Source organism: Mammaliicoccus sp. Dog046, assembly GCF_034039665.1.
In the GTDB taxonomy this organism is placed as follows: Bacteria; Bacillota; Bacilli; order Staphylococcales; family Staphylococcaceae; genus Mammaliicoccus.
The window spans coordinates 930,596-956,340 of sequence record NZ_CP120131.1; the positions used below are offsets into that span (position 1 = coordinate 930,596).

23 protein-coding genes, 9 tRNA genes and 1 pseudogene are annotated in these 25,745 nt (G+C 31.7%); 27 read left to right on the forward strand and 6 right to left on the reverse strand.

Annotated elements, in window-relative coordinates; translation table 11 throughout:
* Nucleotides 1–4: 4 nt before the first annotated feature.
* On the forward strand, nucleotides 5–2,938 hold the full coding sequence (locus P3U32_RS04705) for an ATP-binding protein (protein WP_323704459.1): 2,934 nt from the start codon (nucleotides 5–7) through the stop codon (nucleotides 2,936–2,938).
* Nucleotides 2,935–3,876 carry a 3'-5' exoribonuclease YhaM gene (gene yhaM, locus P3U32_RS04710; protein WP_323704461.1) on the forward strand — a complete coding sequence of 314 codons (942 nt, stop codon included), beginning with the start codon at nucleotides 2,935–2,937 and terminating at the stop codon, nucleotides 3,874–3,876. Before P3U32_RS04705 ends, yhaM begins: the two co-directional genes overlap by 4 nt.
* Nucleotides 3,877–4,220: 344 nt before the next feature.
* On the opposite strand, the gene P3U32_RS04715 is transcribed toward yhaM, so the two are convergent.
* From P3U32_RS04715 to P3U32_RS04735, 5 genes are all read right to left on the reverse strand, one after another.
* Complete coding sequence (locus tag P3U32_RS04715) at nucleotides 4,221–5,186, reverse strand: foldase protein PrsA (RefSeq protein ID WP_323704462.1); 966 nt, start codon at nucleotides 5,184–5,186, stop codon at nucleotides 4,221–4,223.
* 72 nt (nucleotides 5,187–5,258) lie between these two features.
* Nucleotides 5,259–5,822: a DUF3267 domain-containing protein gene (locus P3U32_RS04720; RefSeq protein WP_323704463.1), complete on the reverse strand. Its 564-nt coding sequence runs from the start codon at nucleotides 5,820–5,822 to the stop codon at nucleotides 5,259–5,261.
* Nucleotides 5,823–5,860: 38 nt separating this feature from the next.
* Entirely contained in the window at nucleotides 5,861–6,406 is a 546-nt protein-coding gene (locus tag P3U32_RS04725; protein WP_323704464.1) for an HTH-type transcriptional regulator Hpr, read from the reverse strand.
* A gap of 96 nt (nucleotides 6,407–6,502) precedes the next feature.
* Nucleotides 6,503–6,880: a YtxH domain-containing protein gene (locus P3U32_RS04730; RefSeq protein WP_323704465.1), complete on the reverse strand. Its 378-nt coding sequence runs from the start codon at nucleotides 6,878–6,880 to the stop codon at nucleotides 6,503–6,505.
* Nucleotides 6,881–6,943: 63 nt separating this feature from the next.
* Nucleotides 6,944–7,366: an HIT family protein gene (locus tag P3U32_RS04735; RefSeq protein WP_323704466.1), complete on the reverse strand. Its 423-nt coding sequence runs from the start codon at nucleotides 7,364–7,366 to the stop codon at nucleotides 6,944–6,946.
* Between the two features lie 128 nt (nucleotides 7,367–7,494).
* On the opposite strand from P3U32_RS04735, the gene P3U32_RS04740 reads away from it, so the two are divergent.
* A complete protein-coding gene (locus P3U32_RS04740) occupies nucleotides 7,495–8,232 on the forward strand; it encodes an ABC transporter ATP-binding protein (protein ID WP_323704467.1) in 738 nt (245 codons plus the stop codon).
* Nucleotides 8,225–9,445, forward strand: coding sequence for an ABC transporter permease EcsB (gene ecsB, locus P3U32_RS04745; protein ID WP_323704468.1), 1,221 nt, complete (start codon nucleotides 8,225–8,227; stop codon nucleotides 9,443–9,445). Before P3U32_RS04740 ends, ecsB begins: the two co-directional genes overlap by 8 nt.
* A 221-nt stretch (nucleotides 9,446–9,666) precedes the next feature.
* Here ecsB and P3U32_RS04750 read toward each other — a convergent pair whose 3' ends face one another.
* Nucleotides 9,667–10,194 (reverse strand): antibiotic biosynthesis monooxygenase family protein, encoded by a 528-nt coding sequence (locus P3U32_RS04750; protein WP_323704469.1) that lies wholly within the window; start codon nucleotides 10,192–10,194, stop codon nucleotides 9,667–9,669.
* Between the two features lie 166 nt (nucleotides 10,195–10,360).
* Here P3U32_RS04750 and hemE point away from each other — a divergent pair, with 166 nt between their 5' ends.
* From hemE to P3U32_RS04870, 23 genes and pseudogenes are all read left to right on the forward strand, one after another.
* Nucleotides 10,361–11,413 carry a uroporphyrinogen decarboxylase gene (gene hemE, locus P3U32_RS04755; RefSeq protein ID WP_323704470.1) on the forward strand — a complete coding sequence of 351 codons (1,053 nt, stop codon included), beginning with the start codon at nucleotides 10,361–10,363 and terminating at the stop codon, nucleotides 11,411–11,413.
* A gap of 42 nt (nucleotides 11,414–11,455) precedes the next feature.
* Nucleotides 11,456–12,376: a ferrochelatase gene (hemH, locus tag P3U32_RS04760; RefSeq protein WP_323704471.1), complete on the forward strand. Its 921-nt coding sequence runs from the start codon at nucleotides 11,456–11,458 to the stop codon at nucleotides 12,374–12,376.
* Between the two features lie 32 nt (nucleotides 12,377–12,408).
* Nucleotides 12,409–13,803, forward strand: a complete 1,395-nt coding sequence (hemY, locus tag P3U32_RS04765) for a protoporphyrinogen oxidase (RefSeq protein ID WP_323704472.1) — start codon at nucleotides 12,409–12,411, stop codon at nucleotides 13,801–13,803.
* Between the two features lie 663 nt (nucleotides 13,804–14,466).
* Nucleotides 14,467–14,541 (forward strand) — tRNA-Glu (locus P3U32_RS04770).
* An 87-nt stretch (nucleotides 14,542–14,628) separates the two neighbouring features.
* Nucleotides 14,629–14,702 (forward strand) — tRNA-Met (locus tag P3U32_RS04775).
* 16 nt (nucleotides 14,703–14,718) lie between these two features.
* Nucleotides 14,719–14,794: transfer RNA gene (locus P3U32_RS04780), tRNA-Asp, on the forward strand.
* Nucleotides 14,795–14,805: 11 nt separating this feature from the next.
* Nucleotides 14,806–14,878: transfer RNA gene (locus P3U32_RS04785), tRNA-Phe, on the forward strand.
* A gap of 19 nt (nucleotides 14,879–14,897) precedes the next feature.
* A tRNA-His gene (locus P3U32_RS04790) sits at nucleotides 14,898–14,973 on the forward strand.
* A gap of 16 nt (nucleotides 14,974–14,989) precedes the next feature.
* A tRNA-Gly gene (locus tag P3U32_RS04795) sits at nucleotides 14,990–15,063 on the forward strand.
* Between the two features lie 7 nt (nucleotides 15,064–15,070).
* Nucleotides 15,071–15,145: transfer RNA gene (locus P3U32_RS04800), tRNA-Asn, on the forward strand.
* A 3-nt stretch (nucleotides 15,146–15,148) separates the two neighbouring features.
* Nucleotides 15,149–15,220, forward strand: a tRNA-Glu gene (locus P3U32_RS04805).
* A 41-nt stretch (nucleotides 15,221–15,261) separates the two neighbouring features.
* Nucleotides 15,262–15,350: transfer RNA gene (locus P3U32_RS04810), tRNA-Ser, on the forward strand.
* A 189-nt stretch (nucleotides 15,351–15,539) separates the two neighbouring features.
* Entirely contained in the window at nucleotides 15,540–15,992 is a 453-nt protein-coding gene (locus tag P3U32_RS04815) for a MarR family winged helix-turn-helix transcriptional regulator (protein WP_323704473.1), read from the forward strand.
* Between the two features lie 17 nt (nucleotides 15,993–16,009).
* Nucleotides 16,010–16,516 (forward strand): GNAT family N-acetyltransferase, encoded by a 507-nt coding sequence (locus tag P3U32_RS04820; protein WP_323704474.1) that lies wholly within the window; start codon nucleotides 16,010–16,012, stop codon nucleotides 16,514–16,516.
* A 42-nt stretch (nucleotides 16,517–16,558) separates the two neighbouring features.
* Nucleotides 16,559–17,077: a GNAT family N-acetyltransferase gene (locus tag P3U32_RS04825; protein WP_323704475.1), complete on the forward strand. Its 519-nt coding sequence runs from the start codon at nucleotides 16,559–16,561 to the stop codon at nucleotides 17,075–17,077.
* Between the two features lie 114 nt (nucleotides 17,078–17,191).
* Complete coding sequence (locus P3U32_RS04830) at nucleotides 17,192–18,034, forward strand: DegV family protein (protein WP_323704476.1); 843 nt, start codon at nucleotides 17,192–17,194, stop codon at nucleotides 18,032–18,034.
* A 264-nt stretch (nucleotides 18,035–18,298) separates the two neighbouring features.
* On the forward strand, nucleotides 18,299–19,237 hold the full coding sequence (locus tag P3U32_RS04835; protein WP_323704477.1) for a hypothetical protein: 939 nt from the start codon (nucleotides 18,299–18,301) through the stop codon (nucleotides 19,235–19,237).
* A gap of 55 nt (nucleotides 19,238–19,292) precedes the next feature.
* The gene (locus P3U32_RS04840; protein WP_323704478.1) at nucleotides 19,293–20,222 is read left to right on the forward strand and encodes a DUF1672 family protein; all 930 of its coding nucleotides are present in this window, start codon (nucleotides 19,293–19,295) and stop codon (nucleotides 20,220–20,222) included.
* Nucleotides 20,223–20,297: 75 nt separating this feature from the next.
* Nucleotides 20,298–21,258, forward strand: a pseudogene (locus P3U32_RS12800) (hypothetical protein).
* A 3-nt stretch (nucleotides 21,259–21,261) separates the two neighbouring features.
* Nucleotides 21,262–22,218 carry a DUF1672 family protein gene (locus tag P3U32_RS04855; protein ID WP_323704481.1) on the forward strand — a complete coding sequence of 319 codons (957 nt, stop codon included), beginning with the start codon at nucleotides 21,262–21,264 and terminating at the stop codon, nucleotides 22,216–22,218.
* Nucleotides 22,199–23,992: a hypothetical protein gene (locus tag P3U32_RS04860; protein ID WP_323704482.1), complete on the forward strand. Its 1,794-nt coding sequence runs from the start codon at nucleotides 22,199–22,201 to the stop codon at nucleotides 23,990–23,992. Before P3U32_RS04855 ends, P3U32_RS04860 begins: the two co-directional genes overlap by 20 nt.
* Complete coding sequence (locus P3U32_RS04865) at nucleotides 23,943–24,320, forward strand: hypothetical protein (RefSeq protein WP_323704483.1); 378 nt, start codon at nucleotides 23,943–23,945, stop codon at nucleotides 24,318–24,320. Before P3U32_RS04860 ends, P3U32_RS04865 begins: the two co-directional genes overlap by 50 nt.
* A 173-nt stretch (nucleotides 24,321–24,493) precedes the next feature.
* Nucleotides 24,494–25,666: an MFS transporter gene (locus tag P3U32_RS04870; protein ID WP_323704484.1), complete on the forward strand. Its 1,173-nt coding sequence runs from the start codon at nucleotides 24,494–24,496 to the stop codon at nucleotides 25,664–25,666.
* The last annotated feature ends 79 nt before the right edge of the window (nucleotides 25,667–25,745 follow it).

Consider the following 25,745-nt stretch of genomic DNA (forward strand, 5'->3'; position numbering starts at 1 on the left):
AGCGATGAGAATAAAATCATTAGAAATTTATGGCTATGGCCAACTCATGTCTAGAAAAATTAAATTCGATCAAAGTTTTATGCAAATATATGGTGAAAATGAAGCCGGTAAATCTACAATACAAGCATTTATTCATTCGATATTATTCGGTTTTCCTACAAAGAAAGAAAACGAACCAAGATTAGAACCGAGATTAGGCAATCAATATGGTGGTAAGTTAGAACTTGATTTTGAGGGACAGAAAGTCGAAGTTGAAAGAGTGAAAGGCCGTGTGACTGGCGATGTGAAAGTATACTTGTCGAACGGTAAAGTTAAAGATGAAGAATGGCTCAAACAGAAGTTGAATTATATCAATAAGAAAACGTATCAAGGTATATTTTCATTTAATGTACTCGGCCTTCAAGATATTCATAAGAATTTAACTGAAGACCAATTACAAATGTATTTGTTACAAGCAGGTGCACTTGGATCAACTGAATTTACGGGTATGAGCGATTTAATGCAAGCTGAGAAGGAAACTTTATATAAGAAAAATGGTAAAAACCCGACATTAAATGTTCAATTAGAACAATTGAATGATTTAGAGATTAAAATTAAAAATGAAGAAAAGAAACTTGGCGAGTACGAAAGACTTCAAGATGAGCGTGAAAAAGTTTCTAGACGATTAAATCAATTAAAAGATAATGTAAGTAAATTGAGTCAAAGACTTGCCGAGAAAGAAAAAGAAATTACATTGCATAATGATGTTTCTGAATGGAAGAAGCTTGAAGGTTCTTTAAACATTGAACCACTTGAGTTTCCTGAGCAAGGTATAGAACGCTATGAGTCTGCAGTTAGATCTAATGAAAGTATTAAGCGTGACTTAACGTTACGAAATGAGAAACTAGGACAAGTCGTACATACATTAGAAAATGTAAAAGTCATGTCCGAAAGAGATGAAAAAGCACTTAATAGCATAAGACAGAGAGAATCTGATATTAAAGAAAAGCATCAAGAATTAAAACAATTAAATAAAGTGATTGATGATGCTGAACGAGATAATGAGTTATTAAGACAAGATATTGGTTGGAATGAAGAATTTCTTGATGTTGATACTTCTGAAGCGATGAAGACGTACATCGCAGAAGTGAATAGAACGAAAGATGAAAATGTTGCTGACAGAGAACAAATCAAACGTTCATTGAATCAATTAGAAATTGAGAGAGACAGATACAACCATAATATTGATCGATTACATAATAACCTTGTATCTGATGAAAACTATGAGCAGAAGAAAGTCTACAATCAAAAAGCGTTAGAACTAGGTGAGAAAAAATCACTTTATAAAAAAATGGAAGAATCATTTATTAAACAAAAAGAAGAAAATGAACGTAGAAGCAAACGAAATAAAATGATTTCAAGTATCAGTGGTATAGTACTCATTGCGATTGCAGTATATGCTTTCTTTGCTGCACAGATTGTATTTAGTGCGATATTTGCTGTTATAGGTATTGTATTGCTCGTTCTCCCATTTTTCTTTAAAACAAAGGCATTAGATCATGACCAAGCCTTTTCAAATGAAATAGATGAATTAGAGGATAAAGTTAAACACCTTAAGCAATTCTATGACCTAGATTTTAATTTAGAAGAGCAAACCAAATTCAGACAAGAATTAGAAGGTTATTATCAATCACAAGAAATATTAACTACGAAACAATCTGAATTAACGAAAGAACTTGAACAAGTAGAATCTGTCATTGAACAAAAAGATAAAGAACTTAATGAAACAAAGGCACAGATACATGTTTCACGACAACTTTCATCTCAATTACTCAATGATGCATTAACAACAATTAAAAAGATTAAGCAAAATCGTTCAGAAATCACACGTTTATCTAAATTAAGAGACGAGAAAAATGATGAAATAGAAGCATTTTATCGTGAAGCAGATAGTATTGTAAGTCATGCGGGTATGCATTATCAGAAGTTATCTTTATTCCACGATGTGAAGCAAGCATTAGATGAACATCAAAAGGAATTTAATATTCAATCAAGAAATAATGAACATAAATCATTATTAACAAATGAAATACAAGCTTTAAAAGATCGTTTAAATGAAAACAATTCAGTGATACAATCATTATTCAACTTTATAAATGTTGAAGATGAGGAATCATACTATCGTCATCATAAATCTTATCTTTCATACAATGAAAATATGGAACGATTTACGTATTTATCAGAATTACTCACTAATCATAACTATGATTATGATAAAAACACACAACTGAGTTATATGACTAAGACAGACATAGAACAAGAAAGAGATCAATTAGAATCTCAAGTTGATGAATATAATGATAATTATTTAAATGTACAAGCTGAATTAAGTGACTTAAATGCCAATATTAGTCATATGGAGACTGATGAAACTTTATCTGCTTTAAGACATGAGTATCATTTATTAAAAGAAAAAGTAAATGAAACAGCAAATGACTGGGCAGCACTGAGTTATTTACAGAACTTAGTTGAAGCGCATATTACGCAAATTAAAGATAAACGTTTACCTTATGTTGTTAAAGATGCAACAGATATCTTGAATGAATTAACGGAAGGTAGATATAATCAAGTTATTTATCAAGAACAAAATGTACAAGTAAGACATCAAAATGGTCAAGTGTTCCATCCAACAGAGCTCAGTCAATCAACGAAAGAATTGTTATACATTGCACTAAGATTTAGTTTGATTAAATCATTGCATAAGTATTATCCATTCCCAATTATTGTTGATGATGCATTTGTTCATTTTGATAAGCATCGTAAAGATTTAATGATTAAGTATTTAATGCGTATGTCTAAAGATATACAAATTCTATACTTCACATGTAATAAAGATCAGAATGTACCACAGAAACAAACAATCACTCTGACAAAAATAGAAGGAGCACGAGCTAAATGAAAACTATAGAAACGTTAAAGCCAGGAGATTCAGTCGACCATTACTTTTTAATACATCGTGCGACACAAGGTGTTACTGCGCAAGGCAAGCCTTATATGACATTATATTTAAAAGATAAAAGCGGAGACATAGAAGCTAAAGTATGGACTGTATCAAATGAAGATATTCAATTATTGATACCTGAAACAATTATTCGTGTGAAAGGTGATGTCATCGATTATCGCGGACGTAAACAAATGAAAGTGAATCAATTTAGAGTGGCAGTAGAAGAAGATAATGTTAAATTAGAAAACTTCTTAGAAGCGGCGCCATTAACAATTGATGAAATGTCAGAAGAAATTATGACTTTCATATTAGATATTGAAAATGCGAAATTACAACGCATCACAAGACTATTGTTGAAGAAATATCAAAAAGAATACTTCACATATCCAGCAGCAAGTTCAAACCATCATAACTTTGTATCTGGATTGAGCTATCACGTAATAACAATGTTAAGACAAGCGAAAGCATTGTGTGATATCTATCCAATATTGAATAGAAGCTTATTATATAGTGGCGTAATCTTGCATGATTTAGGAAAAGTAAAAGAACTTTCAGGACCAGTTGCTACATCATATACAGTTGAAGGTAACTTGTTAGGACATATTTCAATCGTAAGTGATGAAATCGCTCAAATCGCGAATGAACATAATATTGAAGGCGAAGAAGTAATGCTATTGAGACACTTAGTGTTAAGTCATCACGGTAAATTGGAATACGGTTCACCAAAATTACCTATGGTTAAAGAAGCAGAGATCTTACATTTCATAGATAATATAGATGCGAGAATGATGATGTTCGAAAAACACTTGAAGAAAGTAGAAAAAGGACAATTCACTGAAAGAATATTCGCATTAGAGAACAGACAGTTCTATAAACCAGAAAATCTAGATTAATATATAGAAATAGCGCAAACCATTTGAGGTTTGCGCTATTTTGGGGGTGAAAAGAGGGGATGTTGTGTGAAAGTTGTATGTGTTGTTAGCATTTTGAGTTGAAAGTGCAAATAAGGGTGCGGTTATTAGCAAGACTGGTAGAACGTGCAAATAAGGTTGTCGTTATTAGCAAGACTGGTAGAACGTGCAAATAAGAGGTGCCATATTAGCAAGACTAGTGAAACGTGCAAATAAGGATGTCGTTATTAGCAAGACTGATAGAACGTGCAAATAAGAGAAATACCTTTTACTCATACAACAAAAAAACAATGCCTTCTATTAATATAGAGGGCATTGTTTTTATTTTAGCTTGCTGACTGTTGTTGTGCAGCTTGCATTTGTTGTTGTTGTAATGCTTTTTCATTTAAGATGTTGTCTTCAATAGATTTTTTGATTTCTTTATCTTTGTAATCTACTTTATACTCATCTAATAATTTTTTATATGCATTGATGATTAATTTAGGCTCTTTTTGTATCTTCATTTGACGATATTGTTCTTTAAGGCTAGCTTTTTCTTTCTTAGTTGGCTCACCTTTATCTGCTTTTATAATATGGTAACCATATTGAGATTTAACAACATCTGAAACTTCATTGTCTTTTAGATCGAATAAAGCTTTTTCAAATGATTCATCCATTTGACCTTTAAGTACAAATCCTAGAGAACCTTTTTTATCTTTTGTACCTTCATCTTGTGTTTCTTTTTTAGCGATTTTACCGAAGTCGTCTGGATTTTTCTTGATTTCTTTTAGGATACTTTCAGCTTTTTTCTTAGCTTCTTTATCGCTTAAGCCATCTTTAGAATCTCCAGATTTAACTTTAATCAAGATATGAGATCCTTTTTTACTGTTTTTCTCAATTTCTTTATCAGATACTTTTATAGCATCATTGATAAATTCTTCTTGATATTTAGCAGTTTTTTGAGAAGCTTTGAAGTCTTTTACAGTTGAACCTGGTTTTTCTTGTTGAAGTGCTTCTTCAAATTTTTTCTTACCACCATATTGTTCGATCTGTTTGTCAATTTGTTCGTCTAATTTCTTTGTATCAACTTTGTCTTCGTATTTATCTTTTAAGACTTTGTTAAGTACAATTTGAAAGGCATTTTGTGCTACTTCACTTTTACCCATTTTGTCTAGTACATCTTGTGAAGTGACATCACCAGCTTCAGTTTCTACTAAAGTATCTCCTGAGTTTGAGCCATTACCACAAGCGCCTAAAGTTAATACAGATGCTGATAGTGTTATCGGTAACACTATTTTTTTAATTGATTTCATAAAATAGAACTCCTTTTGTAAGAATACAATGATAAATATAGCATATATAGTATTTTAATTACAAAAATAAACCTATAAATGCTCGGCATCTAGTGAACGTTTTGTTAACAATTCAATGCCATTTTTACGTTCTTCAATATAAGTACCTTTTTTAGTGAACAAAATAATTTTTAAATAGAGTAGGTCAATGATTGATATACCAATGTTTATAGACATAATAAATAGAATATAATGCCCATATTGTGGAATGATATCAATGAGAAATAATGATAGGGCAGTAATTACAATCAAAGGACAAATTAAAGCTAATGAAAATACGAATTTATTAACTGGTTCATCTACACGAATATTATATAACGGTAGGGCACGTTTAGCTCGAGTTGTTTTATTTATCTTGAACGACTTACGATATTTAAATAGTACAATCAAGTGCAATAATTTATGGATTGGATAAATTAAGCAAAGGACGAATAAGCATACTATAAACTTATCGTCCTTTAATGGTTGTGTTTGTATATAGTTAAATATTTCGTAAGTGACAATAAATGTGAAAAATGAGACTAAAGCACTGATTAATACAATTCTCTGCAAGCCGTAGCGAGAGTGAATATTAATGGACTTAGAACACAAAAACATAGGATATGTCACCTTCTAGGTTATAATTTATCTTGATATTATGCATCATCCTCAGCGTATTCGTCAAGTAGGTATTTTCTGAGTTGTTCATGGTTTTGTTCAATATGATTTATAAAGTCACTACCATATATTTGGCCGACGATATATTTCACATCTGTAAATTCAGGCATGCTGTACATTACTTTTTCGTAATCAGCTGCAATGTCATATAGTCTATTCGTATCATTTGTATAACTTAAATAAGTCTTTCTTAATACTTCAAGTCCTTTATCTGTAAGTTCTAGATATGTTGTACGTTTATCGTGCTGGCTTTTTGGCATCGTTAAATAACCGCGCTTTTCTAAATTCTTCGCAAAGTTAAAAACGGTTGAAACATGCATAACACCATAATTACTCACTTCTGAAATCGTCGCTTCTTCTAAACTTCTGATTATAATAAGAATGTGATGCTCGTTAATGTTTAAATCAAATGGTTTAATCCATTGTTGCCAATCTTTCTCGATTGTCTTCCATAAAGCTTTTGATAATTGAGAAACCTTATGCGTGAAAAGCATTTTTTCAATCATGTCCCGTTCGTTAGTCATATTTACATCCCCTTTATTTTGTATAATAAAAGCATGATACTGAAGTATCATGCTTGATAATAACGCTTTAATAATATAATAATTTTAACACGATTACTATTTTTTTAGAAATGGAAGTTTCGTGTTTTGGATTTCTTTTTGAATTTCATTACCACGGTTGTTAATATTCTCTATATTTTTTTGAATTTGCTCGATATTAGGGTTTATATCTGCTTTAAATTCATTAATCATTGCTTTTATTTCTTCGCTTAATGATTGGATGGCAATTTGACTTTCATCTTTCGTTTTTAGAACGTAACTTTTAATTTCCATCGCATTATCTTTAATTTCACTTAATTGTATTTTAGAACCATCAGCAGTTGATTTTAATTCAGACTTTAATGTATCACCTGAACGGTCTGTATTCATGATTGCCGTTGTGAATCCTGTGACAAGTCCTACGCCAACACCGATTGCTAATCTTGAAAATTTCATAATTGTCCTCCTCGTGTTCTCATATTTATCATATACCCTAAATCGCATATAATAAGCATTGTATTAAACGTTTTTCTGTATCGCTTCAGCTATCTTAGCTTTTTGTTCATCATCAATTTGATCTTCATTTGTATTCCATATGTAACCAAAACCGTCAATGTCTTCTTTATATCTTGGGATTAAGTGGAAGTGAATATGGAAAACAGATTGAGATGCGTATTCTCCATTGTTCTGTATGATGTTAAGTCCATCAGGATTAAATGCTTTCTTAATTGCATTCGCAACGATAGGTAACGCTTCAGCAATATGTTTCATCGTTTCAGGATCCGTTTCAAAAATATTCTCGGATGCTTTTTTTGGAATTAGTAAAGTATGTCCTTTAGAAACTTGTGAAATATCTAAAAATGCATAAACATAATCGTTCTCGTAGATTTTGTATGAAGGAATTTCGCCGTCAATTATTTTACTAAAAATTGTTTCTGACATATAATCATCTCCTAAGTCAATGTTAAATTCATTATATCACGCAAGAACAATCAACTCACTGATAAATGTATTATTTAATGAATGAAACAATAAGAACATGCTACAATATAACTCGGAGGTGGTTTCACGTGACAATTACAGTGAATAATTTAACAGGTGGATATGGGAAAAAAGCTGTTATCCATGACATTTCATTTAAATGTAATCCGAATGAAGTCGTGGGATTAATTGGATTAAATGGTGCAGGTAAAAGTACAACCATTAAACATATATTAGGATTATTAACACCACAACAAGGTGAAATGACGATTAATCAAATAGATATAAAAGAAGACATAGAGTCGTACAGACGACATTTAACTTATATACCAGAAAGCCCAGTACTATATGATGAATTAACTTTAGAAGAACATATATACATGACGGCGATGGCATATGGTATTGATAAAGAAACTGCAAAATCAAAGGCAATGCCATTACTGAAGAGATTAAGACTGGACAATGAATTAAAAGCATTTCCAATACATTTTTCTAAAGGTATGAAGCAAAAAGTCATGATTGTTTGTGCGTTCTTAGTAGAGCCTTCACAATACATCATCGACGAACCATTCTTAGGATTAGATCCATTAGGTATTCAGACGATGTTAGATTTAATAGTAGAAAGACGTAATCAAGGTGCTTCTATTTTAATGTCGACACATATTTTAGCGACGGCTGAAAGATATTGTGATCGATTTATAATCTTACATAAAGGTAAGTTAATTGCTATGGGAGATTTACAAGAATTAAGAGAACAAACAGGGTTAACCGATGCAACATTAGATGACATTTACATTCATTTAACGCAAGGTGAGTCTTATGAATGATGCTAAACAACTATTTAATTTAAGACAGAAGGAAGAAATCGTAGAGAGACTGAAATATAATAAATTCATATTCAATGGTCATTTCATGATTTTCATTACAATTATGATCGGCGCATTTGCGTTAGGCTATAGTAATTGGTTAAAGGATATCCCACAAAACATTAATTATGCTTTGATCTTGTCATTCGTATTAGCGATATGTACGATATTCCCGATGCGAACATTATTAAAAGAAGCCGACAAACTGTATTTATTACCATTTGAGAAAAATATGACGGTTTATATCCGTAAAGCGATTACTTACAGTTATTTAAATAGATTATATCTACCAGTAATTGTTTTAGTTATTGGATTGCCACTATTTTATCAAATCTTAGGCAGTAAATTTTATTTATATATAGCTATCATTGTTTTGAGTTTTATATATCCAATTTTAGGATTAATGATGAAATGGTTCTGGCTAAAATATGGATTAGAAGTATGGGGCGTTAACTTATTACTTTTCATTATATATGCGAGCGGCTATTATACGGTTTTAAAAGTAGGCATATTATCAGGCATATTTACAATTATATTGTTAATCGCATTAATTATTTTATTAGAAAATATCAATCGAAGTACGTTCTATCAATGGGAGACATTGATTGGTATAGAATATAACCATAAGATGAATTACTATAAACTTGTAAACATGTTTACTGATGTTAAAGTGTTAAATGAAAGAACAGTGCGTCGAAGATATTTAGATGTATTTTTAAAAGTTCCAACTGCAAAAAAATTCAATCAAAACTATATGTATAAATTCTTATTTGTTAGAAGCTTTTTAAGAGGGAAGGATGCATTGTTTATTGTACTAAGGTTCTTAATCATTGGATTGATATTAATTTGGTGGATTGATCAAGCCATTATTTCTGCCATATTAGGTGCTTTAATTATGTATTTACTTATCCTTCAATTATCTCAATTCTATAAGCAGCAGGCTTATGGGTTGTGGCCACAAGTTTGGCCGGTGAACGAAGAACAAGTTATTAAAGGCTATCATCAATTTTTATTGAATATGATGATTATCTTGGGCGTAATACTTTCTGTTATATATATCGTTAAATTTGTAACAGCAAGTTACTTTGTTGTGTTATTCTTCATCGTTGGATGGTTAACGATAGATGCAACGATAAAAAAATTAAAACGACATCAGTCATTATTAAGTGACTAAATAAGAAAAAGAGATTGGCATTTACGCCAATCTCTTTTTCTTAATTTTTTTGCGCACGCTTTCCGCGGGCATGTTCTCAGCCTGTAGTCTTCGAATCATGCTGTTCCCGTAGGAGTCAGCGCAAAAACTATGAACATTGCAAGTAGAGGCTAATATGCAACAGTGTATCGTACTTAACAAACTAAAAAAGAGAATGGCAATTAAGCCAATCTCTTTTTATATTATTCGTTATTTTCAATTTCATCTTCGTCTTCATCTGGTCTGTACCAGAATTTTGTATAGTTTGCTGTTGAATATTGATCTGCACCTGAGAATTTTCTTGTTGCTTCTCTAGAGAAATATTCTGCAAAAAATGCTGATTTAGTAAAATCTTCATAAAGTTCAATTGAATCAAAACCTACTAAAATCATATAAGTATCGCCTTTTCTAGGCTTTAATAATCTAAAAGAGTCGAATCCTTCAAATGCGTCGAATTGACCATCAATACCGATATAATGATTTTCAAATCGATGTTGCATTTCTTCAGATACAGGAATATAACTAGCAGCTATAAATTCGTGATTAATGAATTTACCTTTAGATTCTATAACGCGATATTCTCTAGGTTGAGCAAATACACTTTCACCAGGTGTTTCATGTATAAGCACAGTTGTATCTTGTCTTGTGTAATGGTGTATATCTTCTTCTGGATGTTTATTTAAAATACCGTGAAGAAATTGATACGTACCAGTTGTAATATAACATTTCATAATGTTAGGCCTCCTATATCTCTTTAGTTTGATTATAAACATGTAAGCGCTAAAATCAACCGATTCATTCAATCTTTTGTACAAATTATGAAATTTCTTTCACATGGATGTCTTTGTATAAGAATATGTTAAAATAGATTGTAATGATTATAATGAGGTGAAAAGAATGAGTGTACCATTTAACGATACAATTTTAAAAGCAGCAAAAGGTGAAGCAACAACACATACACCAGTTTGGTTTATGAGACAAGCAGGTCGTTCACAACCTGAATATAGAAAGATTAAAGAAAAGTATTCTCTATTTGAAATTACACATCAACCTGAATTGTGTGCGTATGTGACAAAGTTACCTGTTGATCAATACAATACTGATGCTGCAATTTTATATAAAGATATAATGACACCTTTAACGGGAATAGGTGTAGATGTTGAAATAAAATCTGGCATTGGCCCAGTCATTCATAATCCGATTAAAGATATCGCGGACGTGAATCGTTTAGGACAAATCAATCCAGAAGAAGATGTTAAATATGTTTTAGATACGATTAAATTACTAACTCAAGAACAATTAGATGTTCCTTTAATAGGATTTACTGGTGCACCTTTTACATTGGCGAGCTATATGATTGAGGGCGGCCCTTCAAAAAATTATAATAAGACTAAGGCATTTATGTATACACAACCAGAAGCTTGGTTCAAATTAATGGATACACTTGCAGAAACGTCAATACGATATACACATGCTCAAATTGATGCTGGATGTAAAATGATCCAAGTATTCGATTCATGGGTAGGTGCGTTAAACGCTGCAGACTATCATTATTATATTAGACCATCAATGAATAAAATATTTGCTGCTATTAAAGAAAAAAATGTTCCAGTAACAACATTCGGTGTTGGTGCGAGTCATTTAATTGAAGAGTGGAATCAATTACCTGTAGACGTAATTGGTTTAGATTGGCGTTTACAAATTAAAGAAGCACGTGAAAAAGGTATTACTAAAACTTTACAAGGTAATTTAGATCCAGCATTACTATTAGCACCTTGGGAAGTAATTGAAGAACGTGTCACTCAAATTTTAGATCAAGGTTTAGCAAGTCATAATTATATATTTAATCTTGGGCATGGCGTTTTCCCAGAAGTACAACCAGAAACATTAAGAAAAGTTACTCAGTTTGTACATGATTATTCTGCAAAACATAAATCTAAATTACAATAATGATAACGACATTTTAAAAAATGAGTAAAAGGGAGTATTGAAATGAGTAAAACAGTTGGGCTATTAGTCATGGCTTACGGTACACCGTATAAAGAAAGTGATATTGTTCCGTATTATACGCATATTAGACATGGTAGAAAACCATCAGAAGAACAAATTGAAGATTTAACAGGACGTTACAAAGCAATTGGAGGTATTTCTCCATTAGCTGGGACAACTGAAAAACAAGCTGAAAGTCTTTGTGGTGCTTTAAATGAACAATATGAAGATGTAGAATTCAAATTATATATTGGTTTGAAACACATCCATCCATTTATTGAAGATGCAGTAGAGCAAATGCATAATGATGGCATTGAAGAAGCTGTTACAATCGTATTGGCACCACATTATTCTAATTTCTCAGTAGGTAGTTATAATAAACGTGCTCAAGAAGAAGCGGCTAAATTTAATATTAAACTTTCTCATGTTGAACAATTTTATAAAGAACCAGAATTCTTATCATATTGGACAACAATGATAAATGATACGCTACAAATGATTCCTGAAGAAAGTCATGATGAAACAGTACTTGTAGTTTCAGCGCATAGTTTGCCTGAAAAAATTAAAAAAGCAAATGACCCATATCCGGATCAACTTGAAGAAACAGCTAAATTATTAAGCGAACAATCAAATGCGAAACATGTTGCAGTAGGTTGGCAATCTGAAGGACAAACTGGCGAACCATGGTTAGGACCAGATGTTCAAGATTTAACAAGAAATCTATTCGAAGAACATGGCTATAAACATTTCATATACACACCAGTTGGATTTGTATGTGAACATTTAGAAGTGTTATATGATAACGATTATGAATGTAAAGTTGTTTGTGATGAGTTAGGTGTTAATTATCATAGACCACCAATGCCAAATATAGATCCTAAATTTATTGAAGCAATGGTATCAGCAATTAAGAAAATATTCTAATTCGATTTTTGAATAAGAAAGAAGTGTTAATAATGGCTAAACGTATAGCAATAATAGGGGCGGGGATAACTGGGTTATCCACTGCCCATTATTTGAGAAAAGAATCACCAGACTTAGAAATTGATGTATTCGAACAATCAGATAGAGTCGGTGGGAAGATTAAAACATACCGCGAGAATGGCTATACAATCGAACTTGGACCTGAATCATATTTAGGTCGCAAGACAATCATGACTGAATTAGCTGAAGAGGTTGGCATTGCTGACGATTTAGTAACGAATCAAACAGGTCAATCATACATTTACAGTCATAATAAGTTGTATCCTATACCAGGTGGATCAATTATGGGTATACCAACAGAAATTAAACCATTTCTTAAGACTCAATTGATATCACCAGTAGCTAAATTAAGAGCAGGTTTAGATTACTTCTTACCCGTGAAACCAATGCATACTGATATTTCAATAGGGCATTTCTTTAGACAACGATTAGGAAATGAAGTGCTAGAGAATTTGATTGAGCCATTAATGGCAGGCATTTACGGTGCAGATATTGATAAATTAAGTTTAAAAACAACTTTCCCTCATTTTAAAGAGCAAGAAGAGCAAGAAGGCGGACTTATTAAAGGCATGATTGCTCAAAAAGCTAAAACAAATGCGAATAAGAAAGTAACAGTTAAACCAAAAGGTCAATTCAAGCAGTTTAAGCATGGACTTGAATCGTTTATCAATACATTGCATGATCATTTAGTACAAAAAAATGTGAACGTTCAATTAGAATCACGTGTTGAGAAAGTCGTTGAACGTAAAGATAAAACTGTATTAACTGTTAACGGAGAAGAACATGAATATGATGGTGTAATCATTACGATACCACATCAACATTTTGTGAAATGGTTTGAAGACGATTTGAAACTAGATTACTTCAACTATATGCCTTCTACAAGTGTTGCGACAGTCGTTATGGCATTTAATGAAGATCAAGTAGTCAATGACAGGAACGGTACAGGTTTTGTTATTGCTAGAACAAGTGATACAGCTATTACAGCTTGTACTTGGACGAATAAAAAATGGCCACATACAACACCTGAAGGAAAAGTATTATTGCGTGCTTATGTAGGTAAACCAGGATCAAACATCATTCATCATAAAGATGAAGAACAATTGAAACAAGTTGCTTTAGATGATTTGAATAAAATTATGACGATAAATGGAGAACCAGAATTCTCAATCGTAACGAAATTACCTTATAGCATGCCACAATATGAAGTAGGGCATATCGATCGAATTAGAGATATTCAATCTCATATCGAAGAGAATTATCATAACTTAATTATTACAGGCGCTTCATTTGATGCAGTTGGATTACCAGACTGTGTACAAATGGCAAAAGACGCAAGTGATAAAATGTTAACTTATTTAAAATAAGAAGTTTATATAGAAGAAAAGAGTCACAGGAGCGGGACAGAAATCTAATTTATATTAAAAAGATTTCGTATTCCCTCCCCGGCAAGGATGACTAGAGTTGAAAAAAGCTTGATACAAGCGCATTTTCAATTCAGTCATCTACTGCTAAGATACTAAAAGAGGCTGAGACATTATATTATGTCCCAGCCTCGTGTTTTTTGATGTGTTTTGGAGGAGAAGGGGGTGTTAGTTAGGAGATGTGTATTAGCATTTTGGTAGGAAAGTGCAAATAAGGGTGTGTATATTAGCATTTTGGTAGGAAAGTGCAAATAAGGGAGTGTATATTAGCATTTTGGTAGGAAAATGCAAATAAGAGGTGCTTTATTAGCATTTTGACTGGAAACTGCAAATATGGATCTCTTTATTAGTATTTTGAAGTCGAAATGTTAATAAAAAATGTAATAAATTGAACTTTTATAAAGAAAAACGATAAAATATTAAGTGATTTTCACGATTTATAGACAACTTTACAGAACTATTTCTGATAAAGTAGATGTTTAAGTTTCCCTTTAGTGACAATTGTCACATAGATGTTAAAAGTTCAAATTTTTTATTAAGAAAAGTAAAGAAATAGCATTGACGTTACTCATATTTCTATATATAATTAAGAAGTTCTCAATTAGAGGCCCCTTGGTCAAGCGGTTAAGACACCGCCCTTTCACGGCGGTAACACGGGTTCGAATCCCGTAGGGGTCACCATTTTTTATAAAAAAAGATTAAAATTTTATTGACATAATATTGCTTAATGTGTTATATTAATAAGGTAGCCAAATTAATTAATATTAACGCGGGATGGAGCAGTTCGGTAGCTCGTCGGGCTCATAACCCGAAGGTCGGTGGTTCAAATCCGCCTCCCGCAATTACTTTTTCAATGATGGTCCCGTGGTGTAGCGGTTAACATGCCTGCCTGTCACGCAGGAGATCGCGGGTTCGATTCCCGTCGGGACCGCCATTTTATATTTTGGCTCAGTAGCTCAGTCGGTAGAGCAAAGGACTGAAAATCCTTGTGTCGGCGGTTCGATTCCGTCCTGAGCCATACTTTTTTTTCTAGTATGGCGATTGTGGCGAAGTGGTTAACGCATCGGATTGTGGTTCCGACATTCGTGGGTTCGATTCCCATCAGTCGCCCCATATAAAATTTTATCAAGCGGGTGTAGTTTAGTGGTAAAACCTCAGCCTTCCAAGCTGATGTTGTCGGTTCGATTCCGATCACCCGCTCCATTATTATTCCACAGTAGCTCAGTGGTAGAGCTATCGGCTGTTAACCGATCGGTCGTAGGTTCGAGTCCTACCTGTGGAGCCATAAGGCCCCTTGGTCAAGCGGTTAAGACACCGCCCTTTCACGGCGGTAACACGGGTTCGAATCCCGTAGGGGTCATATAATCAGAGGTGAAATATCGCTTCTGATTTTTTTATTTTGGAGAGTTGTCCGAGCTGGCCGAAGGAGCACGCCTGGAAAGTGTGTAGGCGCCACAAGCGTCTCGAGGGTTCGAATCCCTCACTCTCCGTTTGTACCTTAATACTCAACTCAATCCAAGACGTTGATATGACTGAACTCTCGAGTTTGCGAGGGTTCTTTTTTTGTGCCAAAATATCAATGAAGTGGCATTTAAATAGTGCTTTACTATGAAATGAAAAAGTGATGTGGTATGTTATAATTATAAAATTATTGCAAATGCAATAAAAAGAGGTGTGAAATGGAAGATATACTGAGAAATATAGGGATTATTTCAAGAGCTTTGGATTCAATTAGTAATATAGAGTTTAAAGAAATTAATTTAAGCAAAGGGCAGTTTGTATATTTAGTTAGGATCTGTGAAAATCCAGGTATTATCCAAGAACAACTCGTTGAAATGTTAAAAATAGATAGAGCAACCGCATCAAGAGCGATTAAAAATTTAGAGAAAAATGGATTTATACTTAAAAAATCTGATGATATAAACAAGAAAAATAAATTACTCTTTCCTACAGATAAGGGTGAGGAAATATATCCTTTTATCATTAGAGAAAATGCACATTCTAATGCTGTAGCATTAAGTGGGTTTAACGATAAAGAAGTTGACCAGTTAGCAAATTATTTAGAAAGAGTGAAAGATAATATTGCTGATGATTGGCAATATGTTAAAAAAGGGAATCAACGAGAATATTAAACAAAGGTGGTATGAAGATGATTAGAGCATGTATATTAAGTGATATAAATGAATTGACTCAAATTGCTTATCAAACCTTTGATGAGACGTTTAGAGAACAAAATAAAAAAGAGAATATAGACCAATATTTAGCCAATACTTTTACTGAAGATCGTGTTTTAAAAGAATTAGAAAATCCTAATTCGTTCTTTTATTTCATATATCATAATGAATCTTTAGCAGGATACTTAAAGCTAAATATTAAAGGTGCTCAGACTGAGCGCTTTGGCGACAACAAATTAGAAATCGAACGAATTTACATTTTAAATCAATTTCAAAAGCTTGGATTAGGTAAAGAGTTATATGATAAATCATTGGAAAAAGCGCAAGAACTATTGTGTGAGGATATATGGTTAGGTGTTTGGGAGAAAAATCATAATGCTATCGAATTTTATAAAAAATTAGGATTTAAAAAAATTGATGAGCATGCATTTTATATGGGTGATGAGAAGCAAATTGATTATATTATGATAAAACAAATGTAATTGAGAAAATTATTTAAAAATAGGATAGGAAGAGTGAATTTAATGAAAGAAAACAACAAAATAAAAATGGTACGTGTAAAAAAAGAAGAGTTTGATTCATTTAAAAATAGGGCGAAAATTTCATTTATAAAAGGGTTAGAAGGCGCATTTCCAGAACATAGTCAACCTGAGAAAATAGCACCAATACCATCAGAAGAAGACTATGATGAGTCGTTTAAAAGTAAAGATTCGGAAACATATTATTTATGGTTAAATGAAGAAAATATTGGTGGCGTAATATTAAATATTAACAAAGAGACACACCGTAATGAGGTGGATGTATTATACATAGATTCAAAAGCAGTAGGTAAAGGGATAGGTACAAAGGTGTGGGATACAATTGAAAAGCACTATCCGGAAACTAAAGTGTGGGAATTACATACACCTTATTTTGAGAAGCGAAATATACATTTTTACATCAATAAATGTAAATTTAGTATAACGGGATTTTATAAAGAGGTATTCAAGATTGATGGTCAAGATAAAGAAATAGAATTCTTTAAATTCGAAAAATTTATGTGAGGTTGAGCCGGTTATTCGTTGTATCTATATGTAATGTATGGTAATAATTAATGTATGGGAATTAAATGTTAAGAATATTAAAATTACATTAATAAATTAGTTTTGGAGGCAATTATGAAGTTAGCATGGTTAATAGATACAACAACGTATATTGATCAAAATGTTGATGATAAGGATTTATTTGTTGTATCTTTATCGACAATCATTGATGATATTCCTTATAAAGATTCTGAATTTGAAAGTTCGAAGTCTTTTTTTGATAAGTTAAAGGAAAATGGCAACGGGGCAAAGACTGCACAACCTACACCACAGGATTTTATGGAGGTTTATCAGCAAATTGAAGAAGAAGGATATACACATGTCATAGCGATTCATCCTTCAAGTAGTTTATCGGGAACATATTCGTCTTCATATACGACTGCACAGTCTTACTCAATGAATACGTATGTGATTGATAGTGGTACGGGAAGCTATCCACAAAGAGCACTAGTAGAATACGGTAGATCGTTATTCGATGAAGGGAAAACTTTCGATGAAATAACGAAACGATTAGAAGAAGTAAAATTGACGAGCGAATTGTATTTAATGCCAAGAAACTTACAGCAGTTAAAGAATAGTGGAAGAGTTTCTAATAGTAAATATTTATTAAGTAGTTTACTACATATTAAACTACTATTGAAATTAGAGAACGGCACAATTGATTTAACACTTAAGTCTAGAGGCATGAAGAAAATAGAAGCTTATTTAATTAAACATATACAAGAATTAGTAAACAGTGGTGTTAAACATATAGGCGTATTACATGCTGATAATGAAACAGAGGCACATGTATGGCAAGAACGTATATTAGCAATAAGTAAAAACATAAACGTATACGTTGAACCATTAGTACCAGTAGCTTCCGTGCATACAGGACAAGGTACAATTGGTATCGGATGGATTAACACAACAAAATAATAAAAATTGAAATAGAGCAGAAATCTTAAAAAGATTTCTGCTCTATTTTTTTATATACTGCAATTCATAAAGTAAGAGAATTAATATTAAAGCAAGTAAATGAATTATAAAAACATTAGAGGATATATGGATAATATTAATGGTTTTTGATAACATAAAATTATTAATAGAAATATAAAGAATATAACCAGATGAATTAATATAAGTTTTAAAATTATTCGATTTACAAACTAACTAAACATTTGAATATAGGAGAACCGACTTATGAAAAATATAATAACTATCACTTTATGTCTAACGCTACTACTAAGTGGTTGTGTACTTAAAAGAACCCAAGTACCAGAAACAGTGAGCGTGAAAGATTATGATGGAAGATACATAGGTGAACATACAAGGAAAAATGAAGCATTTTATAAAAAATACAAATCAGATGCTGAGGAAACATATAAAAAGAGTGTAAAGAAATTATATGGAAAAGATGTGAAGATAACAAGATCTTATCCTTACTCATGGAAAAAAGAATATAAAAGTTTTAAATCATACACTGGTATAAAGGTTATAGGAACGGTAGATTATGATGTGCCATTCCAATATACAATGAACTATATTATAGAAGATGAAAAGAGCGAGGTCGTTAAGCCTAGTTATACCAAAGATTGGACACCTGTTATTAATGCCATGGTTTATAAAAGATATGAGTCTGACATTGAAGCAGCAAGGTTGAAATTCAAAAAAGAAGTAGAGTCACAAGGTTACTTTGCCATGAACAAAAAATTAGAAAAACAACAAGATTTTGTCGGTGTGTCCAAACAATATTTAAATTTTGAAATACCAAATTTAAATGTAGACAACGATGATTTCAAAACAAAATACAAATCAATTATGAATCTTCAAGGAGAAGAATTTAATCAAAAAATGGATGAAGTCATTAAAAAACATCCTTATTTTAAAGACGGGATAAAGACAGATTTTATAGCTTACTTTGATAATAAGAAAGTAAAGGATGTCAATAAATATTCGTGGGATTTACAAATACCAACAAATGAAACGATGAAGAAAATTCCCGGAGAAAAGAGCATTTATTTCTGGAATGGAAAAGTGTCGCCAACAACAATAGATGAATTTGGACTTTTAGAATCTACTAGTGAAGAAATATCAATGGATGGAGGTATGTGGGATGAATATAAGAAAGAATCGAAGTGAGATTGAAACTATCGAATAAACTAAATCATCCCTTATAAAAGGAGAATAATATTTAATGAAAAAATTTTTAAGCAGTATATTATGTGTATCAATATTATTAAGCGGTTGTGCACTTAAAAGAAGCCAAGTACCAGAAACAGTAAGTGTGAAAGATTACGACGGTAGATATATTGGAGAACATAAAAAAGAAAATGTAACGTTCTTGAAAAAACATAAAGCAGAAGCGGAGGAAATGTATAAAGCATATGCAAAAGATGTATTTGGAAAAGATGTAAAGATTACAAGAACTTATTCTACTACGGAATCTGGTCCAGAACTACAATCAGTGGAAGGCATTACTGTAATTGGAACAGTTGAATATGAAGTGCCTTTTCAATTTTATTTAAATTTCGAAGATAGCGATGAAGGACTGGTATTAACCGCAAAATCTGAAAGTCAAGGTAATGAGATTCGTGGTGGTGTATCTGGTATGTTGTACAAACGTTTTAAACCGGAATTAGAAGCAGCAAGAGACAAATTCAAAAAAGAAGTAGAAAAAAAGGATTACTACGCAATGAATAAAAAGTTAGAAAAACAACAAGAATATAGCGTTGCTACGGATGAATATATCAATTTACTTGCAGGATCAACGATAGGTATAGATAAATTTAAGAAAGATTTTAAACCTATCATGGATTTACAAGGGGAAGAATTCAATCGAAAAATGGATGAAGTGATTAAGAAATATCCTTCTATTAAGGATCAAATGAAGACAGATTTTATAGCATATTATGATAAGAAAAATAGAGATGAAGTAGGTAAATATGCATGGGATTTACAAGCACCAACAAATGAAAATATAAAAAAAATTCCAGGAAAAACATTTATGAAATTCTATAAAGATAGTGTCTCTCCTATGAAAATAGATGGATATGGTAGATTACAATCTGTAAGTGAAAAAATTAATATTGGAGGGGGCATGTGGGATGAACGTAAAAACGAGTAAAGTTACTGATTTAGATTAAATGAAATTTTCCTATTTTATTTATATGCAGACTACTTCAAAAAAGGTGAAATATAAATGAATAAAAAATTAACTATCATTTTTTGTCTTGTACTACTACTAAGTGGTTGTGGAACAACAAAAAGTGATCAAAATAAAAGTGAACAAAAGAATAAAGTACCAGAAACAGTGAGCGTGAAAGATTATGATGGAAGATATATTGGAGAACATAAAAAGAGAAATGAAGCGTTCTTGAAAAAACATAAAGCAGAAGCGGAGAAAATGTATAAAGATTATGTGAAAGATACTTTTGATAAAGATGTGAAAATAACGCGAACATATTCATATACGAATTCCGGTCCAGGATTACAATCATATGAAGCTATTATTGTGATTGGGACAGTTGATTTCGATGTACCGTTTCAATGTCGTTTGAAATTTGTTGAAAGTGAAGGAGACTTAGTTATAAATACACTAACAGAAGACCAAGGAAATGAGATTCGAGGTGTCATTTCAGCAATGTTGTATAAAACGGTACAAACCAGAATTAGAAGCGGCAAGGGACAAATTTAAAGAAGAAGTAGAGAAAAATGGTTATTACGCAATGAATAAAAAATTAGAAAAACAACAAAAATATAGTGGTGTGACAGATGAGTATATTAATTTACAAGCAGGATCAACGATAGGTATAGATGACTTTAAGAAAGATTTTAAACCAATCATGGATTTACAAGGTGAGGAATTTAATCAAAAAATGGATGAATTGATTAAGAAATACCCATATATAAAAGATCAGATGCAGACTGATTTTATAGCATATTATGATAAGAAAAAAATGAAAGATGCAAATCTATATCAAATTGATCTTCAAAAGCCAACTAATGAAACGATGAAAAAAATCCCAGGAGAGAAGCAAATAAGATTTTATAAAGATAAAGTATCTCCAGAAAAAATAGACGAAAATGGTAGGTTAAAATCTGTGAATGACGAAGTAAGAATACTTGGTGGCAGATGGGAAGAATGGCAAAAGGAGAAATAACTTATGAAAAGGATAGTAACTATCATTTTATGTCTAGTACTACTACTCAGTGGTTGCGGAACAACAAAAAGTGATCAAAATAAAAGTGAACAAAAGAATAAAGTACCAGAAACAGTGAGTGTGAAAGACTACGACGGTAGAAATATTGGAGAACATAAAAAGAGAAATGAAGAATTTTTGAAAAAACATAAGGCAGAAGCGGAAAAAATGTATAAAGCATATGCAAAAGATGTATTTGGAAAAGATGTAAAAGTTACAAGAACTTATTCTACTACGGAATCTGGTCCAGAACTACAATCAGTGGAAGGCATTACTGTAATCGGGACAGTTGAATATGAAGTGCCTTTTCAATTTTATTTAAATTTCGAAGATAGTGATGAAGGACTAGTAATATCTGCAAAAACTGAAAATCAAGGTAATGAGATTCGTGGAGGTGTATCCGCAATGTTATTCAAACGTTACAAGCCAGAATTAGAAGCAGCTAGGGGCAAATTTAAGGAAGAGGTTGAAAGTAATGGTTATTATGCAATGAATAAAAAGTTAGAAAAACAACAAGAATATAGTGGTGCAACAGATGAGTATATCAATTTACTCGCAGGATCAACGATTGGCATTGATGACTTTAAAAACAATTTTAAACCAATCATGGACCTACAGGGGGAAGAATTTAATCAAAAAATGGATAAACTGATAAAAAAATATCCTTCAATTCAAAAGCAGATGTCTACAGATTTTATAGCTTATTATAAAGATAAAAAAAGAAAAGGAGTAAATAATTATGGTTGGAACCTACAAGGGCCAACAAATAAAACGATGAAAAACATACCTGGGGAAGTTAGAATGCATTTAATTAAAGATTCAGTTTCACCTGTAGAATTTGATGAAAATGGAAGATTGAAGTCGACAATTAGTGATAATACCATTGCAGGAGGTTTATGGGATGAACGCAAAGACCAGTAAAGTAAATGACATAGATGCGATTGAATTAGCAAGTGGCGTATCATATGTTAAAGGTTTAAATACAAAGGATGAATCATTAGTAAATGGTAATAGGTATAAAGTTATAAAGAAATATAGCCAATCTAGTTTAGATTATTTTGTCTTTGAACGGTATGAAGGTGATACAGCAACAGGGGAAATCGTGTTTGCATATAAAGGTACAGAACCGGAAGATATAATGGGGGATGATATAACAGATTTGATGTTAGCAGGGAAAAAATCACCAAATCAACTGGAGCATGCACGTAAAGAATATATGAATTTAAAAACTAAGTTAAACGATGCTAATAATAAATCAGAGAGAGAGTTTTATCGTTTATATGGCGAGGAAACTAAAGATTTTAAAAACAAAAAAATCAAAGTGGTTACAGGTAATTCACTTGGTGGTGCGCATGCTCAATATGTTGGTTTGATAGATCCTAATGTTCAAGTTGTTACTACAAATACTGCACCACTTCCAATGTCCATTGTAAAAAATTCACGTTCAAGTGTTAAAAACATTCGTAATTACCATAGTGAATTTGATGTTCTAACGCAGGTGAATAAAGGTGGATTAATGTATAACACTATCAAAGGGAAGCATATTTATCTTTCGAATGGATTACCTACCTTTAAATCATTAGTTGAATCACATACTGGATATAAAGTGAAAGTGAAAGCTAAATCAATCATAAATAAAAAAGGTGAGGGCCCTGAAGTTATACATGAAATATCATTAAAACCTACACCCATTTACACAAGCAAACATGGTCTGAAAATATATGCTGATATGGACGAACATACACCAATTTTTGTGTGGTCAGGTGATGCGTTAGGTGCCGGTGCTCCTAAAATTAAATTGGACAAATCAAATTTAAGTGAATTAGAATCTTATGTTAATGGTCGCCTAACTAATTATGTTGAACAAATTAGCGCTAAGATGAAAGATGTACAACAATCTGTTGATGAGGATCATGATAAGTTTCACGAATATGTTGATAGATCAAAAGATGTATTTAACAAAATAACACATTATAAAGAAATAGAAAGTATTATTGACTATTGTACAGGTAGTTTAAAAGGGATAATTAGTCAAAGTGTAAATTCATTGAGTGCAGATTTAAACAATTTGAAATATGACAAACATATTTCACATCTACCTGGAGCAGAATGGATTATTGATGAAATCAGCAATACTCTACATAATATAGAAGATAAATTCAAAGAGTTTATTAATAAAGGTGAAGAACTTATAAGTGGATTAAGAGATATTCGAAACAACCATGTTCAAAAAATATTTATCTCTCCAACATTTGGATTTATAGATGGCGTAAGGGAAGAGATGCTAGCTCATTTTGCAATTGTGATTCCTAATATAGAAATTGTAAATAAGCAAGTTGGAAATTATGGTAATGGTATAAGTGATATATTAACTAAGATGTCTAATATTGATGATAATGTCATGGTAAATCAAGTTTCTATCAACCATTCTGCTACAAAACAAACTCAAGAAACGATACAAGATTCACAATATATGCAAGATAAATTAGCAGTAATTGAAAATAATTTAGATTTTGGAATTAAAGTCTTTTCAAAAGTAGTTTCTTATTTAGTTGTACCTATCACATGGGCAATATCTAAACAAATTGATGGATTTAGATATATCGATTCTAAATTAACAACTGCTGTAGAAAAGCTTGAATGGATTGCAAAAAAAAATCCCACATGCATCACATGTAGCTGCAGGACTTTCTAGATTTATAACTGTAATGAAAAAAGTAGACAGTGAGTATAATAATTTTCAATCCATACTAGATAGATTTGATAATATTGATGATGTGATATATGAAATGCGAGATAAAATAGAAAATTTCTTACTAAATAAATCTGTTCTTTCAGAAGTTAGAACGCTAAGTTCAAGTGCTAAAGGGGATACAGAGATGTTGTTAACTGAGCTCAAAGCTGTCAATTCAACTTTAAATCAGAACAGGGGTAATTCTGTCGATGCATTAGTGAACAGTACTCAAAATTTAATGAAAAATATTGATTTATTACATGATCAAATTGAAAGAACATCTAGTTAATTGATAAAGTCATACATAAAAATAATAACGGATGTATAGAGGATTCAACATAAAAATTGTTGAATCTTCTTTTTAGTTTGTGAAAATGTAAGCAAACTCCTTGAAATCAGTACGCAAAAGTAATATCATAGATAAATCTGATTAAAATTATAAGATTAAAGGAGTGAAGTTATATGAAGAAGTATCCTTTAGCAATCTGGATATTAAGTTTAGGCGCATTTGCGATAGGTATGACTGAATTTGTAATCATGGGTTTATTACCAAATATTGCGAGAGACTTAAATGTATCAGTATCAGATGCTGGGCAACTTATAACAGGTTATGCACTGAGTGTTGCAATTGGTGGTCCAATTATTGTATTAGCTACATATAAGTTACCTAGAAAGAATTTATTAATATTATTAATGGCAATTTTTATAATAGGTAATGGTATAGGTGGAATCGCTCCTAGTTATGGTTTGTTAATGTTGAGTAGAGTTGTTGCTGCTTTAGCACACGGTTCTTTCTTTGGTATTGGATCAATATTAGCTGCAAGCATGGTTCCACAACATAGAAAAGCAAGTGCAATGGCATTAATGTTTATGGGACTTACGATGAGTAATATTATAGGTGTACCGTTCGGAACATTTATAGGACAAATATTCGGATGGAAAATGACATTTATTATTATAAGTGTATTAGGCTTATTAACGTTATTTGGTATTATTAAAGTTGTACCAAATCAACAAGAGAATCAATCTATTTCTATTAAAAGTGAATTGGTTGTATTGAAAGATATTAAATTATGGTTAACGTTAGGTATTACGTTATTTGGATTTAGTAGTGTGTTTGCATACTTCACATACATTTCTCAAATATTAACTGAAGTATCTCATATAGATGAAAAATGGATTTCATTTGTGCTAATTCTATTCGGAGTAGGTGTTACATTCGGTAATATTATGGGTGGTAAATTAGCAGACTGGAATTTAAACAAATCTCTAAATATTATATTTATCGTGTTCCCGATTTATATATTTATGATGTATTTCATTCAAAATTATAGCTTACTCATGGTATTTGGTATCTTTATCTTTGGATTATTTGCATTCAGTATGAGTCCATCATTACAGTATAAGAGTATGGTGATTTCACAAGATGCACCAATGTTAGCAAGTACGATGAATCAATCAGCATTTAATGTAGGTAATGCATTAGGTGCATTTATAGGTGGTATGGTCGTAAGCCAATTAGAAGTTAAAGATTTAGCACTAGTTGCACCATTCTTAACGTTGATTGGATTTGTATTCTTAGTATTAGAACGTATAGTTACTAAAAGAAGAGCACAAGCACAATTGGCGGAATAAAATGATTTAAAGAGGCTAGGACATAAGAAATGTCTCAGCCTCTTTTATCATGTGTATGGATATAATGTATAATGAAATG